The organism is Aquipluma nitroreducens (genome assembly GCF_009689585.1).
Lineage (GTDB): Bacteria > Bacteroidota > Bacteroidia > Bacteroidales > Prolixibacteraceae > Aquipluma > Aquipluma nitroreducens.
This window is the reverse complement of sequence record NZ_AP018694.1, coordinates 2,283,835-2,307,945: the sequence shown is the minus strand read 5'-3', so window position 1 is coordinate 2,307,945 and position 24,111 is coordinate 2,283,835. Positions and strand designations below refer to the sequence as shown.

Annotated in this window: 25 protein-coding genes and 1 riboswitch; of the genes, 13 read left to right on the top strand and 12 right to left on the bottom strand. The window is 42.0% G+C overall.

The features are described from left to right. The first annotated feature begins 22 nt into the window (after window positions 1-22). Complete coding sequence (locus AQPE_RS09705; protein WP_318350860.1) at window positions 23-592, top strand: DNA-3-methyladenine glycosylase; 570 nt, start codon at window positions 23-25, stop codon at window positions 590-592. Here AQPE_RS09705 and AQPE_RS09700 read toward each other — a convergent pair whose 3' ends face one another. The 9 genes from AQPE_RS09700 to panC all read right to left on the bottom strand — a co-directional run bounded on the left by AQPE_RS09700 (window position 593) and on the right by panC (window position 9,013). Continuing rightward, window positions 593-1,723, bottom strand: a complete 1,131-nt coding sequence (locus AQPE_RS09700) for a hypothetical protein (protein WP_318350859.1) — start codon at window positions 1,721-1,723, stop codon at window positions 593-595. It lies immediately after the preceding gene. 184 nt (window positions 1,724-1,907) lie between these two features. Next, complete coding sequence (locus tag AQPE_RS09695) at window positions 1,908-3,350, bottom strand: MFS transporter (RefSeq protein ID WP_318350858.1); 1,443 nt, start codon at window positions 3,348-3,350, stop codon at window positions 1,908-1,910. A 163-nt stretch (window positions 3,351-3,513) separates the two neighbouring features. Next, entirely contained in the window at window positions 3,514-4,293 is a 780-nt protein-coding gene (locus AQPE_RS09690; protein WP_318350857.1) for a radical SAM protein, read from the bottom strand. Between the two features lie 46 nt (window positions 4,294-4,339). Beyond that, window positions 4,340-4,816: a hypothetical protein gene (locus AQPE_RS09685; protein WP_318350856.1), complete on the bottom strand. Its 477-nt coding sequence runs from the start codon at window positions 4,814-4,816 to the stop codon at window positions 4,340-4,342. Continuing rightward, window positions 4,813-5,193: a DUF4296 domain-containing protein gene (locus tag AQPE_RS09680; protein ID WP_318350855.1), complete on the bottom strand. Its 381-nt coding sequence runs from the start codon at window positions 5,191-5,193 to the stop codon at window positions 4,813-4,815. The genes AQPE_RS09685 and AQPE_RS09680 overlap by 4 nt, the downstream gene beginning before the upstream one ends. Before the next feature lie 160 nt (window positions 5,194-5,353). After that, window positions 5,354-5,550, top strand: a riboswitch (cobalamin riboswitch). Window positions 5,551-5,641: 91 nt separating this feature from the next. Then, window positions 5,642-7,009, bottom strand: a complete 1,368-nt coding sequence (gene radA / locus AQPE_RS09675; RefSeq protein ID WP_318350854.1) for a DNA repair protein RadA — start codon at window positions 7,007-7,009, stop codon at window positions 5,642-5,644. Between the two features lie 120 nt (window positions 7,010-7,129). Beyond that, on the bottom strand, window positions 7,130-7,633 hold the full coding sequence (rfaE2, locus tag AQPE_RS09670; RefSeq protein ID WP_318350853.1) for a D-glycero-beta-D-manno-heptose 1-phosphate adenylyltransferase: 504 nt from the start codon (window positions 7,631-7,633) through the stop codon (window positions 7,130-7,132). Window positions 7,634-7,718: 85 nt separating this feature from the next. Continuing rightward, entirely contained in the window at window positions 7,719-8,069 is a 351-nt protein-coding gene (gene panD, locus AQPE_RS09665) for an aspartate 1-decarboxylase (protein WP_318350852.1), read from the bottom strand. Between the two features lie 89 nt (window positions 8,070-8,158). Beyond that, the gene (panC, locus tag AQPE_RS09660; RefSeq protein ID WP_318350851.1) at window positions 8,159-9,013 is read right to left on the bottom strand and encodes a pantoate--beta-alanine ligase; all 855 of its coding nucleotides are present in this window, start codon (window positions 9,011-9,013) and stop codon (window positions 8,159-8,161) included. Window positions 9,014-9,292: 279 nt separating this feature from the next. On the opposite strand from panC, the gene AQPE_RS09655 reads away from it, so the two are divergent. Genes AQPE_RS09655 through glmS form a run of 3 tightly spaced genes read left to right on the top strand, consistent with a single transcriptional unit; the run spans window position 9,293 to window position 13,347 of the window. Beyond that, window positions 9,293-10,096 (top strand): glycogen/starch synthase, encoded by an 804-nt coding sequence (locus AQPE_RS09655; protein ID WP_318350850.1) that lies wholly within the window; start codon window positions 9,293-9,295, stop codon window positions 10,094-10,096. A 33-nt stretch (window positions 10,097-10,129) separates the two neighbouring features. Continuing rightward, the gene (locus AQPE_RS09650) at window positions 10,130-11,476 is read left to right on the top strand and encodes a DUF4270 family protein (RefSeq protein ID WP_318350849.1); all 1,347 of its coding nucleotides are present in this window, start codon (window positions 10,130-10,132) and stop codon (window positions 11,474-11,476) included. 32 nt (window positions 11,477-11,508) lie between these two features. Then, window positions 11,509-13,347: a glutamine--fructose-6-phosphate transaminase (isomerizing) gene (gene glmS, locus AQPE_RS09645; protein ID WP_318350848.1), complete on the top strand. Its 1,839-nt coding sequence runs from the start codon at window positions 11,509-11,511 to the stop codon at window positions 13,345-13,347. Between the two features lie 12 nt (window positions 13,348-13,359). Here glmS and AQPE_RS09640 read toward each other — a convergent pair whose 3' ends face one another. After that, a complete protein-coding gene (locus AQPE_RS09640; RefSeq protein ID WP_318350847.1) occupies window positions 13,360-14,238 on the bottom strand; it encodes a pyruvate, water dikinase regulatory protein in 879 nt (292 codons plus the stop codon). Window positions 14,239-14,484: 246 nt separating this feature from the next. Between AQPE_RS09640 and mgrA the strand changes: the two genes are divergently transcribed. From mgrA to AQPE_RS09615, 5 genes are all read left to right on the top strand, one after another. Next, complete coding sequence (gene mgrA / locus AQPE_RS09635; RefSeq protein ID WP_318350846.1) at window positions 14,485-15,474, top strand: L-glyceraldehyde 3-phosphate reductase; 990 nt, start codon at window positions 14,485-14,487, stop codon at window positions 15,472-15,474. 50 nt (window positions 15,475-15,524) lie between these two features. Continuing rightward, window positions 15,525-16,253, top strand: coding sequence for an SDR family NAD(P)-dependent oxidoreductase (locus tag AQPE_RS09630; protein WP_318350845.1), 729 nt, complete (start codon window positions 15,525-15,527; stop codon window positions 16,251-16,253). 12 nt (window positions 16,254-16,265) lie between these two features. Continuing rightward, window positions 16,266-16,619: a dihydroneopterin aldolase gene (locus AQPE_RS09625; protein WP_318350844.1), complete on the top strand. Its 354-nt coding sequence runs from the start codon at window positions 16,266-16,268 to the stop codon at window positions 16,617-16,619. A gap of 76 nt (window positions 16,620-16,695) precedes the next feature. Continuing rightward, the gene (folK, locus tag AQPE_RS09620) at window positions 16,696-17,079 is read left to right on the top strand and encodes a 2-amino-4-hydroxy-6-hydroxymethyldihydropteridine diphosphokinase (RefSeq protein WP_318350843.1); all 384 of its coding nucleotides are present in this window, start codon (window positions 16,696-16,698) and stop codon (window positions 17,077-17,079) included. A gap of 116 nt (window positions 17,080-17,195) precedes the next feature. Further along, entirely contained in the window at window positions 17,196-18,422 is a 1,227-nt protein-coding gene (locus AQPE_RS09615) for an alpha/beta hydrolase family protein (protein ID WP_318350842.1), read from the top strand. Window positions 18,423-18,426: 4 nt separating this feature from the next. Here the strand turns inward: AQPE_RS09615 and ccsA are convergent, their stop codons facing one another. After that, complete coding sequence (gene ccsA, locus AQPE_RS09610; protein WP_318350841.1) at window positions 18,427-19,236, bottom strand: cytochrome c biogenesis protein CcsA; 810 nt, start codon at window positions 19,234-19,236, stop codon at window positions 18,427-18,429. Continuing rightward, the gene (locus tag AQPE_RS09605) at window positions 19,211-20,458 is read right to left on the bottom strand and encodes a cytochrome c biogenesis protein ResB (protein WP_318350840.1); all 1,248 of its coding nucleotides are present in this window, start codon (window positions 20,456-20,458) and stop codon (window positions 19,211-19,213) included. Before AQPE_RS09605 ends, ccsA begins: the two co-directional genes overlap by 26 nt. A 200-nt stretch (window positions 20,459-20,658) precedes the next feature. On the opposite strand from AQPE_RS09605, the gene AQPE_RS09600 reads away from it, so the two are divergent. The 4 genes from AQPE_RS09600 (at window position 20,659) to ygiD (ending at window position 24,060) form a co-directional block, all read left to right on the top strand. Continuing rightward, a complete protein-coding gene (locus tag AQPE_RS09600) occupies window positions 20,659-20,913 on the top strand; it encodes a hypothetical protein (protein ID WP_318350839.1) in 255 nt (84 codons plus the stop codon). A gap of 95 nt (window positions 20,914-21,008) precedes the next feature. Then, entirely contained in the window at window positions 21,009-21,611 is a 603-nt protein-coding gene (locus tag AQPE_RS09595; protein WP_318350838.1) for a TMEM175 family protein, read from the top strand. 81 nt (window positions 21,612-21,692) lie between these two features. After that, on the top strand, window positions 21,693-23,036 hold the full coding sequence (locus AQPE_RS09590; protein WP_318350837.1) for an outer membrane protein assembly factor BamB family protein: 1,344 nt from the start codon (window positions 21,693-21,695) through the stop codon (window positions 23,034-23,036). A 139-nt stretch (window positions 23,037-23,175) separates the two neighbouring features. Continuing rightward, window positions 23,176-24,060: a 4,5-DOPA-extradiol-dioxygenase gene (gene ygiD / locus AQPE_RS09585; RefSeq protein ID WP_318350836.1), complete on the top strand. Its 885-nt coding sequence runs from the start codon at window positions 23,176-23,178 to the stop codon at window positions 24,058-24,060. Window positions 24,061-24,111 lie beyond the last annotated feature (51 nt).

Genomic DNA, 24,111 nt, shown 5'->3' with positions numbered 1-24,111 from the left:
AGATCATTAAAATTGCAACGTAATGTCAGAGTACAAATCAATGAATGTCCGTTCTTTCTCCCCTCCCTCGGAGGGGTCGGGGGAGGCTAATCGTCTTTCTCCCGACTTTTTCCTCCACGATGTTTTGGAAGTTGCCCCGGCGCTGATTGGCAAATTGCTCGTCAGGCAGTTTGATGATGGCCGGATTGAGCGATACCGAATCGTTGAAACTGAAGCCTATCGCGGAACGGAAGATTTGGCCTGCCATGCCAGCAAAGGGCGCACACCTCGAACCGAAGTTATGTTTCAGGAAGGCGGCAAAGTTTATGTTTACCTTATTTATGGCATGTATTGGCTACTGAACCTGGTTACTGGCGAGGAAGGAAATGCTTCTGCAGTGCTGATTCGCGGAATCGAAGGTTTTTCCGGCCCGGGTCGGCTAGGACGCGAATTGCAGCTTGATAAATCTTTCTATGGCGAAAACCTTTCAACTTCGTCTCGCATTTGGGTTGAAGACGCCGAACCAGTTCATGAAATCAAGACTTCGAAACGAATTGGAATTGGCTACTCCGGAGAAGTATGGGTGAATAAGTTGTGGCGGTTTTATGTGTGATTAGTTGAACTTCTTCAGCAAAAAATCCGGGTTCAGCAGCAGAAAAAAGCCATAGCTGTACGAAAAATCGCCCGACGACATATCGCGAAAAGCCTCAATCTGGAAAGCTACGCGGGCGTCTTTGGCAATGTTCTTTTGCCAGAAATATTTAGCTGAAACCATCGAACGGTCGGGTTGTGTAAAAGTAGGGTCGCTGTCGGAAACCGACTGGTAGAGCAAACGGCCTTTGGGTGCGATAAACTGGAAGGCGTTCCAGTAGCTCAGTGATATTTTCGAGTTTTTTGATTGCGCACTGGTTTCGAGCAACCAGGCGTGACCTTTGCCAAAAGGTAAGGTGTTCGAATCTGCGGTCACTGCTTTGTAGCCAAGCCAATAACCATTCAAATTAATCGTCTTTATTTTCTCACCAACATTCATTGCCAATTCCCATCCGGCCATAACATTGGCGTGAGTTTGTACTCGCGGACGTGGCCCATTCGGGTTAACATTGATTTCGCCTCCCTGGTGATAAAACAACAGGTTTACCGGGAGTTTAACCGTCAGCGCCGAGTTTTCGACCACTTTACAATCGCCGGTCAGTCCAAAAGTAAAACGTTCCTGATACGGGTCGTTTTGCTGAATAAATTGTTCCCAACTTACCCACGTTTGGGCATTTAGTTTGGTTCCAGAATAAAGAAATTGAAGCCCGGCCTCGGGTTTGTTGGTATAAATTCGTTCGGGTTCCCACAATTGCTCGGGCAGGTTGTGTAGGTTGTTTTGGTCGAGGTTGCCGGTAACCACTTCGAAACGGTCGGAAAATTGGTAACGGGCCGAAAACCATGGCAGGGCATTTACCACTTTATCTTTTCCATTGTATTTAACCAGATTCGCGCCCACTTCCAAATAAAGTCCGGCAACAGGCGAATAGCTTAATTTGGGTCGAACCATAGCTCCGGTCAAAGTGTAACCACTAACGGTATTTCCGGTGTATTCGTTATTCTGAAAAAATCCCAGACTTTCGAACCTGAAATTGAGATCTCCGGCTTTGGTTTCGTTCAATTCCCTGTACGACGAAGCAAAACGCTGAAATGTTTGCGCATCAAGTTGAATCACAGTCAATATAAGGCAAAATATGAAGAAGAATTTTTTCATGTTCAGTTTCATTTCTGAATTTGATCTTTACAATTCCGTCCGAAAACAAATACTTCCAATAAACGACGATATATCGCGGACGGTGAAAACACTTATTGATTCTATCTACAAATATTTAGCCCCTCTGGAGCTGGGGAATGACACTATTCCAGCTTTCCCACTTGGGGGAATAAGATGGGGGCTTTTATTTCTTCGGAACAATAAACCGGTCGTACAAAAATAAGAGAACTACGGCACCAATTGCGATAGAACTGAAAAGAATCCAGATCGACTGCGGGTGATAGCCGTTCCAGAGAAAATCGGTCAGTTGTTGCTGCGTAAAATTCATCTGTCGGGCAGCTTCGTTGAAATAGTCGGTTTTGGTAAAGTTTTCGCTAATTTCAGGAACAGATAAACCACGCTTGAGAACTTCGGCTTTCAGGAGAAAGAGTTTATCGGCTACTTTTTCGTAGGGCGCTCCCGAAAGAAAACCGGCGATTTGATGGCCTAAAGCAATGGCTAAAAACGATGACCCCATGTATAGTGCTTTCTTGTCAGCAGGGGCAATGTTTCCAACGTATTCGGTGAATTTTGGGGAACTACTCATTTCGCCCAACCCAAAGATTAGCATACCGAATAAAATGATCCAGCCGCTCTGGAAGCCAAACATCAGGAAGAGCCCAATTGACAAGACAAAGATTCCGCCCATCATCGCATTTAGTGGTTTGAATCGCATGACGAAAGCCGACACCATAATCTGGAAAGCGATAATGTAAAACGAGTCCATACTGCTCAAAGTCACAGCCGATATCGTTCCGGACGATGTGCCGATCAGTTGGGCAAATGTTGGAAAAATGGAATGTATACCGTTATAAATCGTAGTTGTATTGACCCAGTCTTCAACAAAAATCGGGAACGTATAATACAATTGGTTAAAAGCAGCCCAGAATAATGACATAATCAACAGGAACATGGTGTATCGCCAGTTGATCAACATGATGAATATATTTTTGAAAGGCTGTACAATGGATTGAAGCAACGGAGTTGAGACTTTCTCTTGTTTGAGGTCTTTAAAGAAAAGCAAGGTAATCAGGAAGTTTATGGCTATAGCAATAATCGAGAGCATAAACACGAAGTTCCAGCCTTTACCTAAGACGATTCCGGCAACAAACGGTCCGATAAATCCGCCGATGTTTACCATCATGTAGAAAATTCCGAAGCCAATAGATGCCGTTTCTGCTGTCGTTGTTTTCGAAATGGTTGCCGAAATGATCGGCTTAAAGAATGCACCGCCCACGCAAATCCAGATAAAAGAGATGAAAACCATTTCAAAACTGCTGAAATGTTGGATCATATAGAACCCGGAGGCGTAAATCAGGAAGGCCAGCAACAATACCTTTTTGTAGCCAATTTTATCGGCAATGGCGCCCGTAAAAATGGGTAAAAAATAGAGTAACATGGAACCAGTTCCCATGATGGTTCCTTTCTCGACCGGGGAAAAACCCATGGCACCAGTTTCTTTTGAGCCCACCAAAAATAAACCGAAGCCCATGTAAAAACCATACCATGCATAGCGTTCGAACAATTCAATAAGGTTGGCAAGCCAGAATATGCGGGGGTATTTTTTAAAAACTTGTAGTGCGGACATGTAACAGTGATTAAAAATTCAGTGCGCAAAGTAGTAAAAAATGATTAGCTTTTTCACCGGATTTGCTCAGGGAATATGGATTTTCCTTTATGGGCTTTGCAGCTTCGTTGGATATGAAGATGATGGTTAGGCTGCGGCGGCGAAACGATGGTACTCAATTTTTTTATCCTGAAACCTGAACTGTAAAACCAATTTCGTGGGCCCGGGAAGCAATCAACTCAAGCTCATCTAATTTTACCTTTTCCAGACCGGTTGCAGGAGTATCGCGGTCGATGGTATAAATCATTACCTGCGACGGCTTGATTTCGGTAACCAACTTTAGCCACGCTGCAATTTCATCTTCGGTGGAGTTGTCGATGATTTCACCTTTGAAATTTCCACGTAAAAACAAGGTCTGAATAATCACTTTTCCATCGAATAATTTCAGGTTTTCAACAACTGCCTTCAAACTATAATTGGATGCCGGGCAATCAATTTTCCGGATTGTTTCTTCAAAACCTGAATCTAATTTCTGGATGTTGTCTTCTACCTTTAGTAAAGCCCTGACAACCGATGCTTTGTGCAACATCGTGGCATTCGATAGAACGGCGATGCGGGCCTTGGGAGCCAGTTGGTTGCGAAGTTCGATGGTGTCGTCAATAATGCTTTCAAATTCAGGATGCAAGGTCGGTTCTCCATTCCCGGCGAAAGTTATTACATCGGGCAGTTCGTTGCTTTCAACCATTTCCATCAGCTTTTCTTCCATTTTTTGCCTGACTATTTCACGAGAAGGCAGAATGGCTTTTTTCTCGCGTTTCTTTGGCGTCCATCCGCATTCGCAATAAATGCAGTCGAACGAACACACTTTGCTATCGGTAGGCATCAGGTTTACTCCGAGCGAAATGCCCAGCCGGCGGCTCTTTACCGGACCGAATATGATTTGATCGAATAGAAAAGTTGACATATGCTTATGAAGGTAAAAAGTATAAAGGCAAAAGTAAAAAGTTGATTTAAAGAATTCGTCTCAGTCTGCAATTTGCGGTAAGCTTCAAAATTACCAGATCGCTGCCGGTTAAGAGATAAATTCCGGGCGTATTTTCTTTCCTGAAACCGCCATCTGTGCATAAGATATTGCTAATTCCACTCAGAATTTCAGTAATTATCATATCAGGGAATAGTACCGGGATTTTCTTGCAGAGATCCAGCCACTTCAGGATAGAAACTTCATTCATTCCTGAAATCTCTGGCAAAATCAATGAACTGAAACGCGAATCGAAATCAAATACGGGCAAGGCTTCGCGAACTTTTACGAAGGTAAACCCACCCAGAAGAATTCCGTTGTGAAATTCGAGTCTCGCTATTTCCTGAAGCTGGCCATCAGTATCAATGTATTCAAGTACAGAACCATCGTCCTCGGCAATCACAATTCCGTTTTTCAGCAATTCTCCAGAATCTGAGATCACGTAATTGGCCGCAAATTTTTTCATTCTTTCTCAGCGTCAATTTTTTCCTGTGGCTTATATTGAAGTTCAACCTCCTTGAGGTAATCCATGATTTGAACGTGCATTTTCTCGTATTCTTTCGGGTAGCTGGAGTAATAAATCAGCGAACGGATAAATACGGTGTCAGGGACATTGTACTTCTTTAAAACGGAATAATACAGATCGGTTTGCGTAAGTTTTTTGTGGATCGTATCAATTTTCTGATCAATATTATATCCCTGGACAAGGTAAATATCAACCATCATTTTCATAAACTTATCTTTTTTGATGAGCTTGTCTGGTTTTTCTATCGATGTTGAATAGCAGGATGAAAGTCCTGAAAGAATAGCTGCAAACAGCAAAATTCCAATGAATTGTTTCATTTTACGCTTCATTAATTTCGGATTCAAAGGTAATCCGAAAAATTTAGATATGCACAGGGCAACAGACTAAATTGTCGTAGTCCCGTGCCTGAGTCCGTCGAAGCCAAACTTCTCAATTAATTAACCAACGGTTCACATTTCAATTCGATTTTCTGAGTATCATTGTAACCGTGTTGTCGGTTTCCGTTCGTTCGGAACTAAGAGGGAATCCTGTTCGATTCAGGAGCTGTCCCCGCAGCTGTAATCCTATATCCGCAAGGAGGTTTTGCCGAAAATAACCACTGATTGTCAATGACGATTGGGAAGGTTGGCAAAAATCGGGAGAGCCAGAAGACCTGCCTGCAACGAGAAGCTTTCGGGGTAAGAGCCAAAATCCCTGGCTTCACAGGTTTCAACGCTGCCATGTTCGAAACCGTGTAACTGTTGTAAAAGCTGATGGTCAGGGGCCTCAGCTTTTTTTTGCAAATACATGCCTGAAAAACAATTCCACGCGGTCGAACTGCAAAATCTCAATTTTAAATTTCTGAAGGTTGATTCCCTTTCCGGCTTTGGGAATAAAAATGCTGTCGAAACCCAGTTTCTCGGCTTCGGCAATACGCTGTTCCAACCGGTTCACTGCACGGATTTCTCCTGAAAGCCCTACCTCGCCAGCAAAGCAGACATTCTTTCGGATCGGTAAATCAAAGTTTGATGAAAGGATTGCTGTAATCACAGTTAAATCGATTGCCGGATCATCCACTCTAATTCCGCCGGCAATATTCAGGAAAACATCTTTGGTAGCTAGTTTAAAACCGGCACGTTTTTCCAGAACAGCCAGCAACATGTTCAGTCGTCGCAAATCGAAGCCTGTTGACGATCTTTGAGGAGTTCCATATGCCGCAGTGCTAACCAGCGCCTGAATTTCGATCAGCAAGGGACGAATTCCTTCGATGGCGGCTGCAATGGCGGTTCCGCTCAGCCCTTCGTGCGCACGATTAATCAAAAGTTCCGATGGGTTTGAAACTTCGCGCAAGCCTGAATTGCCCATCTCGAAAATACCGAGTTCTGAAGTCGATCCGAAACGGTTTTTTATGGCTCGCAAAATACGATACATGTATTGGTTTTCGCCTTCGAACTGGAGTACGGTGTCGACAATGTGTTCCAAAACTTTCGGGCCTGCCAGACTGCCTTCTTTCGTGATGTGACCAATCAGAATAACAGGCACATTGTTTTCTTTGGCGTATTTCAGGATTCCGTTGGTGCATTCGCGAATTTGTCCAACCGAGCCTGGCGACGATTCAATCGATTCGGTTGAAACCGTTTGGATGGAGTCGATAACAAGCAAATCGGGAGCAACTTGTTTGCTTTGCGCTAAAATGTGTTCGAGCGATGTCTCGCTCAAAAAGTAGCAGTTCTGGTTTTCTTTCTGAAGTCGCTGTGCCCGTATTTTGATTTGCTGAATACTTTCTTCTCCGGAAACGTATAGGATTTTTTTATTCTTCAAATCCAAAGCCAGTTGTAAAACCAAAGTCGATTTGCCAATACCGGGCTCACCGCCGATGAGCACCATCGATCCGGGAACCAGTCCGCCACCCAGAACACGGTTGAGCTCATGATTGCAGGTATCAATATGCTCCGTATTTTCCGACGAAACTTCGTGCAAAAGTTTAGGCTGATTGCCTGTTCCGGTTAGAAATGAAGCTACGCCGGAGCTTTCACGCTCTACAATTTCTTCAACGAAAGTATTCCACTCGCCGCACGAATTGCACTTTCCAACCCATTTGGGCGACTGTGCTCCGCAATTCTGACAGAAAAAACTGGTTTTAACTTTGGCCATTTTAATATTTTTTTGCCACTAAGGCACTAAAATTCAATGTAAAATATCGTTGCAATGTCATCGGTTTATCGTCAATAGTCAATAGTCATCAGGAAAATAGCTGATCAGATTTTGTAATGACTAATGACAGTTTCCCTTAATTATTCTTTGAATCAGGTCTGTAGTCGAAAAACCTTCAGTGAGTTCAATGCGTTCAACACGTCCTCCGGCTGCCAAAACGATGTCGAATCCGGCAATTTCCTCAGTCTGGTATTCTGCTCCTTTAACCAAAACATCAGGAACAACACTTCGAATTAATTCGTAGGGAGTTTCTTCGTCAAATAAAACTACGGCATCAACCATAAGCAACGAAGCCAAAAGAATTGCCCGCGACTGCTGATCGATCAGCGGACGATTCTCGCCTTTGAGCAATTTAACCGAAACATCAGAATTTAAGCCAACGATTAACCGGTCGCCTAGATCGGCCGCCTTCGACAGCGAATCGATGTGTCCGCGATGTACCAAATCAAAACAACCATTGGTAAAAACCACCGATTCACCAGACTGTTTCCATCGGTTTAAAACGGGGATAAACAGCTGTACATCCGTAAATATTTTGGTCTGAATGATTTCTGTGAGTGTCATCTCTTCAAAAGTATTTCTGTAAAAATAGCAAAACCTCACTGCTATCAGAAGCAATGAGGTTCAAACTTATCTTTTTTCTGAAAAATCAGATCAACTTGTTGGTTTCAGTATCCGGGAAAACCAACCAAGGTTTGAACGTTTTGGCTTCTTCAAAATCCATTTGGGCGTACGACATGATAATGACCACATCGCCGACAGCTACTTTTCGGGCTGCAGGTCCATTGAGGCAAATCACCCCGGTACCACGTTCGCCACGAATCACATACGTGTCGAGCCTTTCGCCGTTGTTAATATTTACTACCTGAACTTTTTCGTTTTCAATCAGATTGGCAGCATCCATCAAATCCTGATCGATGGTAATACTTCCAACGTACTGTAAATTAGCTTCAGTTACAGTAACTTTATGTAATTTCGATTTGCAAACTTCGATGATCATTTTCTTTGTTTCTATGTAAATATCTTTTATCAATAAGTGCGGAGTGCCTAGAGTGATCTAAAGTGCCTAGAGTTGCTCAACTCCGAACTTTAGGCACTTCGAACTCCGAACTCCATATTGTCAATCAACCTTATTTTTCCGCAATGAACAGCAATACATCCAAATTTTTTGCAGTTTTCATCCCAGCTTTTCACGGGTAAAAGTGTCATTTCATTAACAATTTCGAAGTACTCAGTGTTCAGGAATTCGTTTTTGTTGATGCGATTAATTACCCACTCACAAAGTTCTTCTACGGATAATTCACCTGTTTTGTTTGCTGCCTCAAATAAGGTAGCCGAAATATGAACGGCATTCAGTCGTTGTTCGGGGCTTAGCAGCATGTTGCGCGAGCTCATTGCCAATCCATTAGTCTCACGGATAATCGGACAGGAAACAATTTCGACTGGCAAATTAAATTTTCGCACCATTTCGTTGATGATTGCTAGTTGCTGAAAATCTTTCTGGCCAAAAAAGGCTTTGTCGGGCTGAACGATGTCGAACAATCGGCTTACCACCTGAGCCACTCCATTAAAATGTCCGGGTCTGAATTTTCCTTCCATCACCTGTTCAAGCTGGCCAAAATTGAATTGGCGGGTATCTGGTTCAGGATAAATTTCTTCAGGTTCAGGAGCGAAAATAAGCTGACAAGCACTTGTTGAAAGTAAATCGACATCTTTCTGAAGATCGCGTGGGTAGCGGTCAAGGTCGCCTTTGTCGTTAAATTGGGTTGGGTTTACAAAGATACTGACAACGACGAAATTGGACTGTTCTCCAGCTATCATTACTAACGAAAGATGTCCTTCGTGTAGGGCGCCCATTGTGGGAACAAACCCGATTTTTAAACCTTCTTCCCGCTTGATGTTCAGTATTGTCTGAAGATCGCTAATGTGTTTTACTACCTGCATTTTGGTATAAAAATGAGGCTGCAAAGTAAATAAATAATTCAACACGGTAGGTCCTGATTGAAGATTGAAAGATTGAAAGTTTAACATTCGCAACCGGTGCTGAATCCAAAATTGAAAGAATTTCAATGGGTTAAACAGTATTTTGAAACATCGCGCAATATTTAGCAACTTTAACATATCACGGGCATATCTTAAGGTTTTTTAATGTCTCTGAAAATCACGGGAATTGAATATTGCCGATATTTTACTAATTTTGCGCAATTAACTTAGGCGATATAAATGGAAAAGAAGAAAGTCTTATTTATTTCATCAGAAATTACCCCTTATCTTCCAGAGACAGAAATGTCGAAGAAATCCAGATACCTCCCACAGGGAATTCAGGAAAGAGGAAAGGAAATCCGGACTTTTATGCCAAGGTATGGTAGTGTGAATGAACGCAGGAATCAATTGCATGAGGTTATACGGTTGTCGGGTATGAATTTGATTATTGATGATACCGATCACCCATTGATTATTAAGGTAGCTTCGATTCAATCGGCACGAATGCAGGTTTACTTTATAGATAACGAAGATTATTTTCAGCGAAAGCATATTTTTAAAGATGCAAAAGGAAATGAATTCGCGGATAATGACGAAAGAGCTATTTTCTTTGCCCGTGGAGTACTCGAAACGGTCATCAAACTTCGGTGGGCTCCCGATTTAATTCATTGTCAAGGTTGGCTGACTTCACTTGTACCCCTATACATCAAGAAGGCATACAACGACGATCCCTTGTTTGTTAATTCAAAAGTAGTTTATTCGGTTTATAACGATGATTTTAAGAAACCATTGGATGCAACTTTCAGGACTAAACTAAAAATGAATAACATTACGAATGACGATACCGAATTGGTTGATGACCCAAGCTATGTTAATCTTAGTAATATGGCGATTCAGTATTCGGATGCAATTATTCAGGGAAGTCCGAAAATTAACAGTGAAATAACAGAGTTTATACAATCCTCAGGGAAATTGTTTTTAGATTACCAACCTGAACATACCTATATTGATGCTTACAACGATCTTTATGATAAAGTATTGTAAGAAATAGGTTTAACAATTAAAAACAAATCATTGGTGAAAAGAGAAATCGCAGCAAAGTACAGATTCGTAATCGGATTTGTAGGCATGGTAATGATATTTTGGGGTTGTACGAATGACATTAATGACCTGGGGAAAGATTTATTGCTCCCTGGAGATTTGGTACAAGTTCGAAATTACTCAGAGAAAAATATAAAAGCGTATACAGTATCCGATGGAAATCAACGAACTGATGAACCTGGTTATAATTTGCTTGGGACATTCAACGATCCATTGTTTGGCAAATCAACCGCTGATTTTGCCTGTCAGTTTCGTTTAAGTGCCTATCCTGATTCGTTGAAAACTCCTTCGATAAATCCGGTAATCGATTCGCTGGTGTTGGTTCTTTTGTACAAAGATGTGTATGGCGATACCTTAACCCCTCAGCAACTAAAAGTATATGAACTTGCTTCGGATTTGGATATTGATTTGAAATATTTTCAGGATACAGACCTGAAAAGCATGTCGAAGGCGGAATTGGTTGGAGCAAAAAATTACATTCCCAAATTTAAGCTTGACTCTTTGAGTACAACTTATGGTTCGACCAAGGCGGCTCCTAAAGATACAACTGTTCAGGAAATTAGGATTAAACTTGATCAGAAATTAATCACCAAGCTGATGTCAGCTGATTCGCTTACTTGGTCAGACAATGATAAATTTATCAAATACTTTAAAGGTTTATATATCGAAGCTGGTGATTTAACTCAGGGAGGAGCTGTCATGAAAGTAGGCGCTTTGGCCGCTGGTTCAAACATGGCTATCCATTACCACACCAACAAAACCGATTCGTTAACCTATATTTATGCCATTAATGAAAGTTGTGCGCGTGTTAGCCGATTTGGGCACGACTATTCCCATACTTCTTTTGCTGCTAATCTTGATAAAACCGACGTTCAGGATAGTTTAATTTATTTGCAAACTACCGGAGGATTGAGAACCAAAATATTTATTCCGGATCTTGGAACGTGGAGCGATTCAACCAATTTCGCAATTAATAGAGCCGAACTTATTTTTCAGGTTGACTCGACGATTACCGATTTGACTAAACTTGTACCCAACGAACAGTTGGTTTTAACTGCTATCGACAAAGATGGTAAGGAATATTTCCCTTCTGATCTTGCCTTTTCTTCGCTCTATTATGGCGGAACTTACAATAGCACCGACAAAACATTTCGTTTTAACATTGCAAAGCATATGCAAGAGGTAATTGAGAAGAAAAAAGAAAATTACGGATTTTACCTGTCAACGGCATTCCGTAGTGCGACTTTTAGAAGGGTCGTATTAAAAGGAGCCACCAGCAAAACAGGAATAAAACTTGAGATAGCATATTCAAAGATTAAATAGTCCCCCATTTTATTAACTTAAAAATAAATGGTATGTGTGGAATTGTTGGCTATATTGGAGATAAAGATGTTTATCCAATCCTGATTCAGGGACTTCAACGACTTGAATATCGGGGATATGATTCTGCCGGACTGGCAATTTATAACGACACTTTACAAGTTTTTAAGTGTAAAGGCCGTGTTTCTGATCTGGAGAAACATGTTGCCGAAGAAAATATTAGTGGGCAAATCGGAATAGGACACACGCGTTGGGCAACCCATGGCGAGCCGAATGACCGGAATGCACACCCACACACTTCGATGAACGGCGATTTTGTTTTGGTTCACAACGGTATTATTGAAAATTACGCTGAACTTAAATCAGATCTCCAGAAAAAAGGCTATACTTTTCAGTCAGACACCGACACCGAAGTCCTTGTTAACCTCATTGAATATTTTTACCGGAATGCTGAGGATGTTACTGCCGAAATCGCTGTAAGGCTTGCCCTTTCGAAAGTTGTTGGTGCTTATGGTATTGTGGTTATCTGCAAAAACGAAAAGGATCAATTGATTGCCGCGCGAAAAGGTAGTCCGTTGGTTATAGGAATTGGGAAAGGCGAATATTTTATTGCTTCTGATGCTACACCCATTGTGAATTATACCGACAGCGTCATTTACCTGAACGATCACGATGTAGCTATCATCAATAAAGGCAGCATTACCCTGAAGACGGTTGAGAATAATCCGGTAGCCTTCAAAATCACGAAAGTTGACATGACCATTGGAGATCTGGAAAAAGGAGATTTCGAGCATTTTATGCTGAAAGAAATCTTTGAACAGCCCAAAACCATCGAAGATACTTTCAGGGGTCGTATAAATCCGGAGCATACCGAAATTGTGTTGGGAGGATTGTTGGATGTTTTACCAAAAATACTGAAGGCCAGAAGAATTATCATCATCGGGTGCGGTACATCGTGGCATGCTGCGCTGGTGGGCGAATACCTGATTGAAGAATATGCCCGTATTCCGGTTGAAGTTGAATACGCATCGGAATTCCGCTACCGAAATCCTATTTTGAACAGCGAAGACGTGGTAATTGCCATCAGTCAGAGCGGCGAAACTGCCGATACACTGGCGGCACTGCGCATGGCCAAGGAACGGGGAGCCACCATTCTGGGAGTTTGTAATGTGGTAGGTTCGAGCATTGCCCGCGAAACCGATGGAGGTGTTTACACCCATGCAGGTGTCGAAATTGGGGTGGCATCCACCAAGGCATTTACTGCCCAGGTAACCATCATGACTCTCTTTGCATTGAAACTGGCCAAAGAGAATGGCAGGATTTCATCCGGATTATACCTCGATTTAATCAAGGAATTGTCGGAAATTCCGGAGAAAGTAAAATCAATACTCGTTAAGCATCCTCACATTAAAGAAGTTGCTGCCAAATATAAAGATGCTATCAACGCGCTATATTTGGGCCGGGGCGCTCTTTTTCCTGTTGCCCTGGAAGGTGCTTTAAAACTGAAAGAAATATCGTATATACATGCTGAAGGATATGCAGCCGGTGAAATGAAACACGGCCCAATTGCTTTGGTCGACGATAACTTACCTGTAATTGTAGTTGCTGCAAAAGATCATTATTACGAAAAGATTGTCAGCAATATTCAGGAAGTGAAAGCCCGGAAAGGAAACATTATTGCTGTAGTTACTGAAGGCGATACCGGATTGACCAGCATGGTGAATGACCTGTTTGAGATTCCCAAATCACATCCGGCAGTTTCTCCATTGCTTGCTATCATACCTTTGCAGCTGTTCTCGTATTACATTGCGGTAATGCGTGGTTGCGACGTCGATCAGCCAAGGAATCTGGCAAAAAGTGTAACCGTCGAGTAGTCACGAAAGGGTTCATTCTTTCGTTTCATCCGGATAGGGTGAATCGAGTCTTCGTCCGCGATAATTGAACCGGTTAGCCATCATATTCAGAATTTCATTGGCCGTGGTTTCAACTGGTTTATTCGACACGTTGAGCACGGTAAATCCGCCTTTTTCGAAAATAAAGTTGGCATTGCGTATTTCCTGCGCGACCATTCGTTCGTCGACATAATTTGTATTTTCAGTATTGTTAATGCTGACCAATCGTTTCATCCGGTGCGAAATCAACTGACCAGGACTGATACTCAATCCAAATACGCGCTGTGAATCAACTTCGAACAACTCTTTGGGTGGATCAATGCCGTTTACCAACGGAATATTGGCTACTTTCCAGCCATACATAGCCAGGTAAACGCTCAACGGAGTTTTTCCCGAACGTGAAACACCTGTCAGGATAATTTCAGCCTTGTGCAGTTTCGCTGGACTCAGACCGTCATCGTGATTTAAGGTAAATTCGATGGCATCAATACGGTCGAAGTATTCCTGATTAATTTCCCGGTATAGCCCTGGCGTCTGAAGTGAAGGAATATCAAGTGTTTCATCCAGATAGTCGGCCAGCTTGCCCATAAAATCAATATGGTTTACTCCATTTTCCTCACAAAGATTGATCAAAAAATTCCGCAGTTTGCGGTTTACCATTGTATGTGTAATCAGGCCACCTTCCAATTTTACTTTTGCGACCAATTGAGCCAGCTGCTTTTCTTCAGTCATATGAGGCACAATAATTACAGGAACATCATTGTTTGGATATTGAATCAGCAACGAGTGAACCATATTATTTCCGGCAAGTCCTTTCCCTCCTGAAACAATATAGATAGGTGCTGCTTTGCTTTTTTTAATGTCTGGCTTCATGCTAAGCAAATGTTTTGATGAATAAATTTGGACTGATTGTTCCTTTTAAAACCCATTATCATCGAATTTACCGAATTATTGTCATATTTATTTGGATGCGTTTTTCAGGCCAATTAAAAACAATAATGTGTCAATAAATCCAACCATCGAATTTCAAAAAAGTTCTTGACATTGTCTGTTGTCCTGACATAATTTCTTAAATTGGCTCTATGTTTAAGAACTGAAACCAATTTAAATCATAAGAATATGCAGTATTTAGCTGATGATAACCGATATTCCGAAATGCCTTATCATAAATGTGGAAAATGGGGTTTAAAACTTCCGGCAATTTCACTCGGACTGTGGCATAATTTCGGAGGAGTTGATGTGTTTGAAAATGGCAGAGCGATGTGCCGCCGTGCATTTGATCTCGGAATCACTCATTTTGATTTGGCCAACAATTATGGTCCCCCTCCGGGATCCGCTGAGGAAAACTTCGGGAAAATTATGCAACTCGATTTGGCTCCATACCGCGACGAACTGATCATTTCGACAAAGGCTGGTTACCTGATGTGGCCTGGGCCTTACGGCGAGTGGGGAAGTAGGAAAAACCTGCTTTCTAGCCTAAATCAAAGCCTGAAGCGAATGAACCTCGACTATGTGGATATTTTCTACTCACATCGTCCTGATCCGGATACGCCACTCGAAGAAACAATGATGGCGCTCGATCAGGCTGTTCGTCAAGGGAAAGCTTTGTATGCTGGAATCTCAAATTATCCTGCTGAAATGGCGGCTAAGGCGTCGAAGATTCTGAAAGAACTTGGAACTCCCTGTCTGATTCACCAACCCAAATATTCGATGTTCGAACGTTGGGTTGAAGGAGGATTACTCGACGTTCTGGAAAAAGAGGGTATTGGTTGTATTCCCTTTTCACCGCTTGCTCAGGGGTTGCTAACCAACAAATACCTCAATGGCATTCCTGAAGGTTCACGGGCAGCCAAATCGTGGGGCTTCCTAAAACCAGATCAGGTTGCACCGGCAATCGAAAAAGTTAAAAAGCTGAATGAAATTGCACTGCAACGAGAACAAACGTTGGCTCAAATGGCACTGGTTTGGCTGCTTAAAGATTCAAGGGTTACCTCTGTCCTGATCGGGGCAAGCTCAGTACCTCAACTTGATGACAATGTAGCCGCCCTTAAAAATATGAAGTTTAGCCTTGAAGAATTACAGGCAATTGAGATGATCCTTTCTGATTGATAATCAGATCAGGTAATTGAAAAGTGAATGAAATTTAGTAAAGCGAGACAATGAATAAAACAGCATTGATTACCGGAGCTGCAAGGAGGATAGGGAAGGCAATGGCTCAACATTTGGCGAGTCAGGGGTGGAATATAGCGATTCATTACAACAGATCTGAGCTTGAAGCCCGGCAGTTTTGTGATGAGTTGGTCGGTGCGTACCCCAATCAGCAATTTGAAATATTCAAAGCCAATCTGAATCTGCCGAATGAGGTTGAACTGCTGATTCCGCAGGTCATTCAGAAAATGCAGGTCATTGATTTACTGATTAACAATGCGTCGGTTTTTGAACCAGCCCAATTAGGCGATACGACTACAGAATTCCTTGATCGCCAGATGAATGTCAATTTCAAAGCGCCGTTTATTTTAATGCACGATTTTGCAAAGTCGTTTAAGTCAGGCGTTATTGTCAACTTTGTTGATACCCGGATTGTTACTAACCAATCGAACTTTGCTGCATACTCCATTTCGAAAAAAGCGCTTTGGGAATTGACCAAAATGGCTGCGCTCGAATTTGGACCTGATATCAGGGTTAATGCCATTGCACCTGGATTAACTCTTCCACCAGAAGAAAAAGGAGAAGATTATCTTTTGAAACTGGCCGAAAAGATAGCAATGAAACGCCCCGGAGGATTGGAACCTATTCTGAAAAGTCTCGATTTTATTCTGAATAATGACTATTTAACCGGACAGCTTTTGTTTTGCGACGGAGGCGAAAATTTGGGTTTAACGAAATAAAACGAAAAATCAATGGCTTTAATCCGAGTGAAAAATTTACTCTTGCGCACTTATATTGGGTTTAATCCTGAAGAAATTGCCAATATGCAGGATGTTGTTATCAACATCGAAATTGAGGCCGATATTCCGGAAGAAGCGTTGCTTGCTGACGAACCAGATGGCATTTACAATTATAAAACTACGACGAAACAGATTATCGGGTTGGTTCAGGAGAAACGGTTTAAATTGCTTGAGGTTCTTACCAAAAATATTCTCGATCTCATCATGACCGACGAGCGTGTGAGCTGGGCCCGCGTTGAAGTTGACAAGCCTCACGCTCTGCGTTTTGCCGAATCTGTTTCGTTCGAGATGGAGGCTGAGAGGTGAAACTTGCTCTGAAGAATGGTCGGTAGATAAGGATTAATAGGGGTTACATTTGGCAATTTATAAGGATTAAGAATAGATGAACGATTGTATTATTGGAATTGGTTCGAACATTGAGGCTGAAAGGAATATTGCGGAGATGCTCAGACTTTTAGCTGCAGAAGTCGATATTGTTCAGGTATCGCAGATGGTTCAAACGAAACCAATTGGTATAGCAGAACAGGCCGATTATACAAATGGCGCCGTCCGGATCAGGACAGAAATGAGTTTGGAAACACTATCTTTGTACCTGAAGATGTTGGAAGACCGGATGGGACGCGACCGAAGTCAGAAGAAATTTGGTCCCCGAAACATCGATCTCGACATTCTGATTTGGAATGATTCAATTGTTGATCCGGATTATTATACCCGCGATTTCCTTCGGAAGTCGGCTCATGAATTGGGTTATGAAAGCAAAAGTTAAACAGAAACAGAAAATTTAATTGGCATGAAACGAGCCTTGAGTGATAAACTTACAAACAGGAGCATTATTATCCATGGCGAGTTCCATCTGGCAATTAAAAAACAAATTACAAACAGATGAAAAATTTTAAATTCTACCACAGCTACCTGATACTATTCATTTTCGCAGGTTTATTCCTGAATTCGTGTAAAGACAATAATACTCCGGAACCAACTTCATACGAGTACTACCTTTCGAGCGAGTTGAAAACTCAAATAACGAGTCAGGAAGCAGCAGCTAATTTTATCAAAGCTGCACCAGAAGCGGTTGCAATCAGTCCTTTAATCCGGTTCGATGTTGAAGTATATAAAATAACTTACAAAACAACCTTCAAGGAAAAGAACATACAGGCATCAGGATTGGTTTGTTTCCCGAAAGCAGCCGGTAATTATCCGATACTTAGCTTTCAAAATGGAACCAACACCGTTTACAGCGATGCTCCGAGCGTAAGCAGTGATAATGATATGTTCTCGATCATGGAAAGTGTTACATCCATGGGATTCATTGTGGTTATACCTGATTACATTGGGTTTGGAGCATCAGAAAATATTCCTCATCCTTACCTCGATGCCAAATCATCGACACAAAGTATTCTGGATATGATTCGGGCTGCCAAAGAGTATAGTACCGACGCTAAAGTTCTGGCAAAAGCAAGCAAAGATCTGTTCATCTTCGGATATTCTCAGGGAGGATGGGCTACCATGGAACTTCAGAAAACCATTGAGAAAGACTACTCATCTGAATTTAACCTGAAAGCCAGTTCGTGTGGAGCGGGACCCTATTCCATCGAATACATGAATAAATACATTGTTGATAAAATTGATTATTCAAAGCCTTATTTTCTGGCTTACCTGCTAAATTCATACGATATAATTGATGCATTTACCAATCCGTTGACCGATTTTATTCAGGCTCCTTATGCTGCTAAAATACCGGGCCTGTTCGACGGAAAACACAGCGGAGGCGCTATCAATGCTGAACTAACCACCCAGATGGCCAATTTCTTAACTCCTGAATATCGTGCAGGATATGCAACCGATGCCAAATATGCAGGTGTTAGAAGCGCATTCACTTCGAACAGCATAACCGCCTGGAATGCAACGACTCCGATGAAGCTTTTTCATGGGGCTGACGATGATTTAATTCCATCCGGACTTAGCCAAAAAATGTTAGCCGACTTTAAAACAAAGGGTATGACCGATTCGAAGATTCAACTTGTGATTATTCCAAATGTTGGTCACGAGACGGGCGTTTATCCAACAGGTATGCAAACCATTCTTTGGTTTCTGTCACTCTTGAAATAAAAACCTATTCGGAATAGATGTGAACGCTGTTTTGTGCGCTTGGCAGGTAATTGACACCAAACCAGCAAACCAGCAAAATAGCAAACGAAACGGCAAGAATTGTCATTGCTCTTTTGTGTTCCGAAGGGTGGCGGAAACGGTAGTGGATGTACACCAGGTAAAACATCCAGGTGAGGAATGCCCAGGTTTCTTTCGGATCCCAGGTCCAGTAATGTCCCCAGGCTTCTTTCGCCCAGAGTGCACCGAACAATAAACCCAAAGTCAGGAACGAAAATCCCAGATAAACTAAGTTGTCGGCCATTTGTATCGGCCCTTTTATTGTTTTGTCGCTAGGTGCAAAAAAAATGTTGCGCAAAGCTACCAGTGATGAGGCTCCAAGCATGGCATAGGCAAAAATATAGACAATTACGTGAGGAATAAACCACGGACTTTGCAGGGCGGGCATCAGCGTTTTATCGTACGTTTCAGGATGTTGGAGGTTAATAATTAAAAACACCATTGCCAGTCCAAGGCTATACGAAACTAACCATTTGTATTTCCAACGAAGGTAAGAACCCAGCCCGATACCTGACATAAAGATTGCGTACCAAAGCCGCGTTTCACCCAAAGTGCGCATCGGTGGTCGTTGAATGTGCAGCCAAAGAATCGTCATGAAAACCAGAAGAAAGGCCGTTCCGGCAAACGAAAGTCCTGCGGCCAACTGGTTCATCAACTTTTTCCCTGATGACAAAAACAAGCCTGATGCCGCCAGCCAGCAGAGAATAGCCACAGAAGCGTATATCGGAAAATCAAGCCACATGCTTAGTCCCTCCATCTTTAGGGTTACCGGTTATAAACAGGAACGCAGCGCCGGCCATCATCAGGAAAATGCCTAAATAAACAATTGGTAGCCACGGGTCACGAACCAATTCTAAAACACTCAGATTCGACCATCGTCCCATTTCTGTTTTGTAACTCAACTGGTAGATGGTCCATCCATCGATATGAAAGGGGCGGTTAACCTCAATAGTTGTAGTCACGTTTTTGCCGCTTTGGGTCTGTATATTCAGTTCAGAACTAAATTTGCGAGGTTCGGCAGGAAGCATCACCAGAGAATGATTTTCATTCAACTTCAGTGTTTCGGGTTGATTGACGTAACTTCCGCTGTAAACCCAACCCGAAATTTCAGAGCCATCTTTAGTCACCTTCACTTTGGCCGAAGGTGCTGAACCCGGTTCATTCAATGCGACATAACTATCGCCCACTTTTCCTGAAGACTCCAGAAACTGTTCCACTTCCAGATGATATCCGTAGATATCCAGTGTGTTTCGGTCGAGCAATTCAAATGGATTTTTATTCTTATTGAGCACTATTTGCCCGGTCTTGTTGTCAATAATGGTCACTTTTGGCCGAAATTCATCGATGTTGAAATTCAGTAATTTGATCGTAACGGGCATTTCTACTGGTTTTCCTGAAGTATCAAGAGCATTGTGTTCCGTCTCATTTTCGTAACAGTTCATCGTTACATGTTGAATGTCGCTGCTACCCAAAGCCGTTGATAACAGCACCAAAAACAAACCAAAATGATTGAGGAAAAACCCTGCATTCTTGTAGTTAAAGGGAGTTATCCGCTTCAAGGTGGCGATGCCTAACAAGATCATTAAATAAAGGTTGATCAGCATATATGGCCAGGTTTTTACTAAATGTGTTAAGCCCAAAAGCTTTATCGGTGCGGATTTCGGTTCTACATCCTGCTTGATAAATCCCATCAGTAAAACCAAAAAAGTAAAACCCAGAATAGCAGGCAGAGCCGCCTTTACACCACCCAACCATTTCATTACCGGGTGGTTCTTCCAACGGTAAAATGCTAAAACGAGTAGAAACAGAAAAATGATTCCGGCGATCAGATTCCACGGGAAGCCGGCAATTCTCAATACAATGCCACCACTTGCAGCCTGAAGGGCAAATCCAAGCAATAGAATCAAGCCAGTAACAATCGTTCCTTCGCGGTACGACCAAGGATGTTTTTCTATCTTTCGACTGGTTTCATTGCTCATTGCCGTATGTAGATTTATCGCCGAAGATACAAAAATGTGTTCAAAAATGTGAAGCATTTTGACAATGCAAAGGCATTAGATTTAAGTGTAGAATAGAGCACCGAGTGGGAAGATGACATTGAATTTACATTTATTTAACGATTTCGGAAAAACATTTCAGGGTTATATTGCTTATAGTAATAGACTTGAAATCTGTGAGTATGAAAATTCTATTTATGTTAATTGTATTTATTGGTGTAGCCTTGGGGTATTTAGGGTATAAATTGAAATATACAAAGCCTAACTATCAACTCGAAAAAACGACAACTGGTCGTACGGTTAAATTTCTGGACTATAATGAATCGAAAAGATATGAGCGAAATAAAGTAGTTGGAATACTTATTTTGGCGCTAAGCATAGTGATTTTTGGAGTAGGTCTTTTTGCATTAATTTTTGCTGAGAAATTTGGTTTATAGCATTTTCAATTTTGTACTGATCTTTTCAGAACATTATTCTCATCAACTTTTTTAAACTTCTAAATGTTACCTATTAGTCATTTAAACGGAAACTTATGAACCGCACACGACTGGAAGCCTTTAGCGACGGAGTTTTAGCCATCATCATTACCATTATGGTTTTAGAGATTAAAGTGCCGCATGGCAGCGATTTTACTGCCATGAAACCGTTGGTTCCAGTTGTAATAAGTTACATTCTCAGTTTTATTTACATTGGCATTTACTGGAACAACCATCACCACATGATGCACACTGTGAAGCATGTTTCGGGTGGTATTCTATGGGCGAACCTTCATTTGTTATTTTGGTTGTCGTTGGTGCCATTTACCACCGGTTGGATTGGAGAAAATCATTTTGCTCCAGTCCCGATGTCTGTTTATGGTTTCGTATTGCTAATGGCCGCTATCGCCTATTTCATTCTGCAAACCACAATCATCAGGGCTCAGGGCGAACGTTCGTTGTTGGCTCGCGCCGTTGGAAACGACATCAAGGGAAAAATGTCGCCCATACTTTATTTGCTTGGTATTGGCTCAAATTTTATTAGCCAGTGGATTTCCGGTGGATTATATGTTTTGGTGGCTTTAATCTGGCTTATTCCTGACAAGCGGATTGAAATCATTCTCAGAAGCGAATCTGAAACGAAGAATAGCAAAAAATAATAAGGTGGTTTTCTGGTTTTGATTCAGGATAAACGTATTTTTTCTCAAATTTACAGACGTTTCAATCCCTAAAATCAACCTATGAAGATTCCAATCCAATTGTTCATTCTTTTTCTCTGTCTCTTTTCCCTGAAAGGATATTCACAAACTCCTTACAATCAGCGATGGCCTTCGTTTCGCGGCCCCTTTGGTTGCGGTTTTATTGAAAATTCAAAAACAGCAGTTACCTGGAATGTTGAAACAGGCGAACATATTAAATGGAAAACAGTTGTTCCGGGATTGGGTCATTCGTGTCCGGTTATTTGGGGCAATTTACTGTTTGTGACAACTGCTGTGAATGCAACCAATAGCGAATCGCTCAAAGTTGGTCTTTATGGTGATATTGATGAGGCCAATGATAGTGTCGTCCATGAATTCAAAGTGTATTGTCTGGATAAAAACTCCGGAAAAATTATATGGGAACGTGTTGCTCACAAAGGAATTCCAAAATCGAAACGCCACACCAAAGCTTCGCAGGCAAATTGTACACCATCTACTGACGGCAAATATCTGGTCGTACATTTCGGTTCTGAAGGATTGTATTGCTATGACTTTAGTGGAAATTTGATCTGGAAGAAAGATATGGGCATATTGGCGCCTGGACCTTATACCGATCCTGGTGTGGAATGGGGATATGCAAGCTCTCCGGTTATTTATAAAGATCGCATCATAGTTCAGTGTGACATTCCAAATGCTCCCTACATTACAGCACTCGATCTGGCCACCGGAAACGAAATCTGGAAAACTTCGCGTAGCGATGAAGTTTCGACCTGGTGCACTCCGGCCATATATTCAAAAGACGGAAAAACGATGGTAATCGCCAACGGGTTTAATCACATTTGCGGATACGATTTTGAAACGGGAGCGGAAATTTGGAAGCTCAGCAATGGAGGCGACGCTCCGGCTCCAGCTCCGGTTGTAGCCAACGATTTGATTTACCTGAACAGCGCTCATGGAAAATATTCACCGATTTTCGCTGTTAAACCTTCAGCCAAAGGAGAAATTACTCTTGATGCCGACAGTACAAAAAACGAATACATTCAATGGAGCATCAAACGTGGCGGAGCTTATATGCAGACCCCATTAATTTATAAGGGGCTGCTTTATAACCTTCAGGTAAATGGTTTGCTCACTGTTTTTGATGCGCTGACCGGCGAACTGAAATACAAGGAAAGTCTGAAAGATCCATTCTCCGCTTCAGGAGTTGCAGCCGATGGGAAACTCTATTTCAGTTCCGAAGACGGGAATATTTTTGTTATCCAAGCCGGCCCGGAATTTAAATTGCTGGCCAAAAATGAAATGAAGGATGTTTGCATGGCAACACCGGCCATCTCCGGAAATACAATTTATTTTCGAACGCAGCACTTTTTAATTGCAGTTGAATAGCTTTGGTTGGCGAAGAAGTAAAAATCTCAGGAGAAATTGAATTGGCCAAAGTTGCGGCATAAAAGAATATAAAGTACCGGAGTGATCAAAACACTTCGGTAATTTGTTTCTTAGGAACTAAGGTTCTGAAAGAATAATCATGAAACGTCGATCTTTTATAGGATCATCACTGTTATTCCCATTAGCATTGAAAGCTATGAAAAATAATGAACTCAATCGGATGTTGTTTTCCGGAGAAAATACCGCCAAAATGCCGGTTTTATTTGTCGGTCATGGTAGTCCGATGAATGCCATCGAAGAAAATGAATTTGTACAGGGTTGGAGGAATATTGGCAAATCATTACCTCATCCGAAAGCCATTCTTTGCGTTTCTGCTCACTGGGAAACCCGCGGAACATTTGTGACCGCTATGCCCAAACCGAAGACCATTCACGATTTTGGCGGATTCCCAAAAGCTTTGTACGAAGTGGAATATCCGGCTCCCGGAAGCCCGGAACTTGCAAACGAAACCAAGCGCACTGTTACCAAAACCACTGTTGGACTTGACGAAAAGTGGGGATTGGATCACGGGGCATGGAGCGTCATCCGTCGGCTTTATCCAGAAGCTGATGTTCCGGTTATTCAAATGAGTCTGGACTATGGTCAGGCTCCGCAGTATCATTTTGAACTGGCAAAAGAACTTTCTGCTTTGAGAAAAAAAGGCGTGCTGATTATCGGCTCTGGAAACATGGTTCACAACCTACGGATGGTTGCATGGGACAAGATTAATGAACCTGAATATGGTTACGACTGGGCAATTCAGGCTAACAACAAGTTTAAAACGCTGATTGAATCTGGTGATTTTAAGAGCCTGGTCAATTATGCCAGTCTCGGTCGTGAGGTACAGTTGGCCGTTCCAACTCCTGATCATTACCTACCACTGCTTTATTCGCTGGCCTTAAAAGATAAAGACGAACCAATTTTCTTTTTCAATGACAAGCCCGTAATGGGTTCGCTTACCTTGACTTCTGTGAAGATCGGATAATAAATCAGGCTAAAGAATGATCTTTTAACCCCAACCTTTTCATAACTTTGG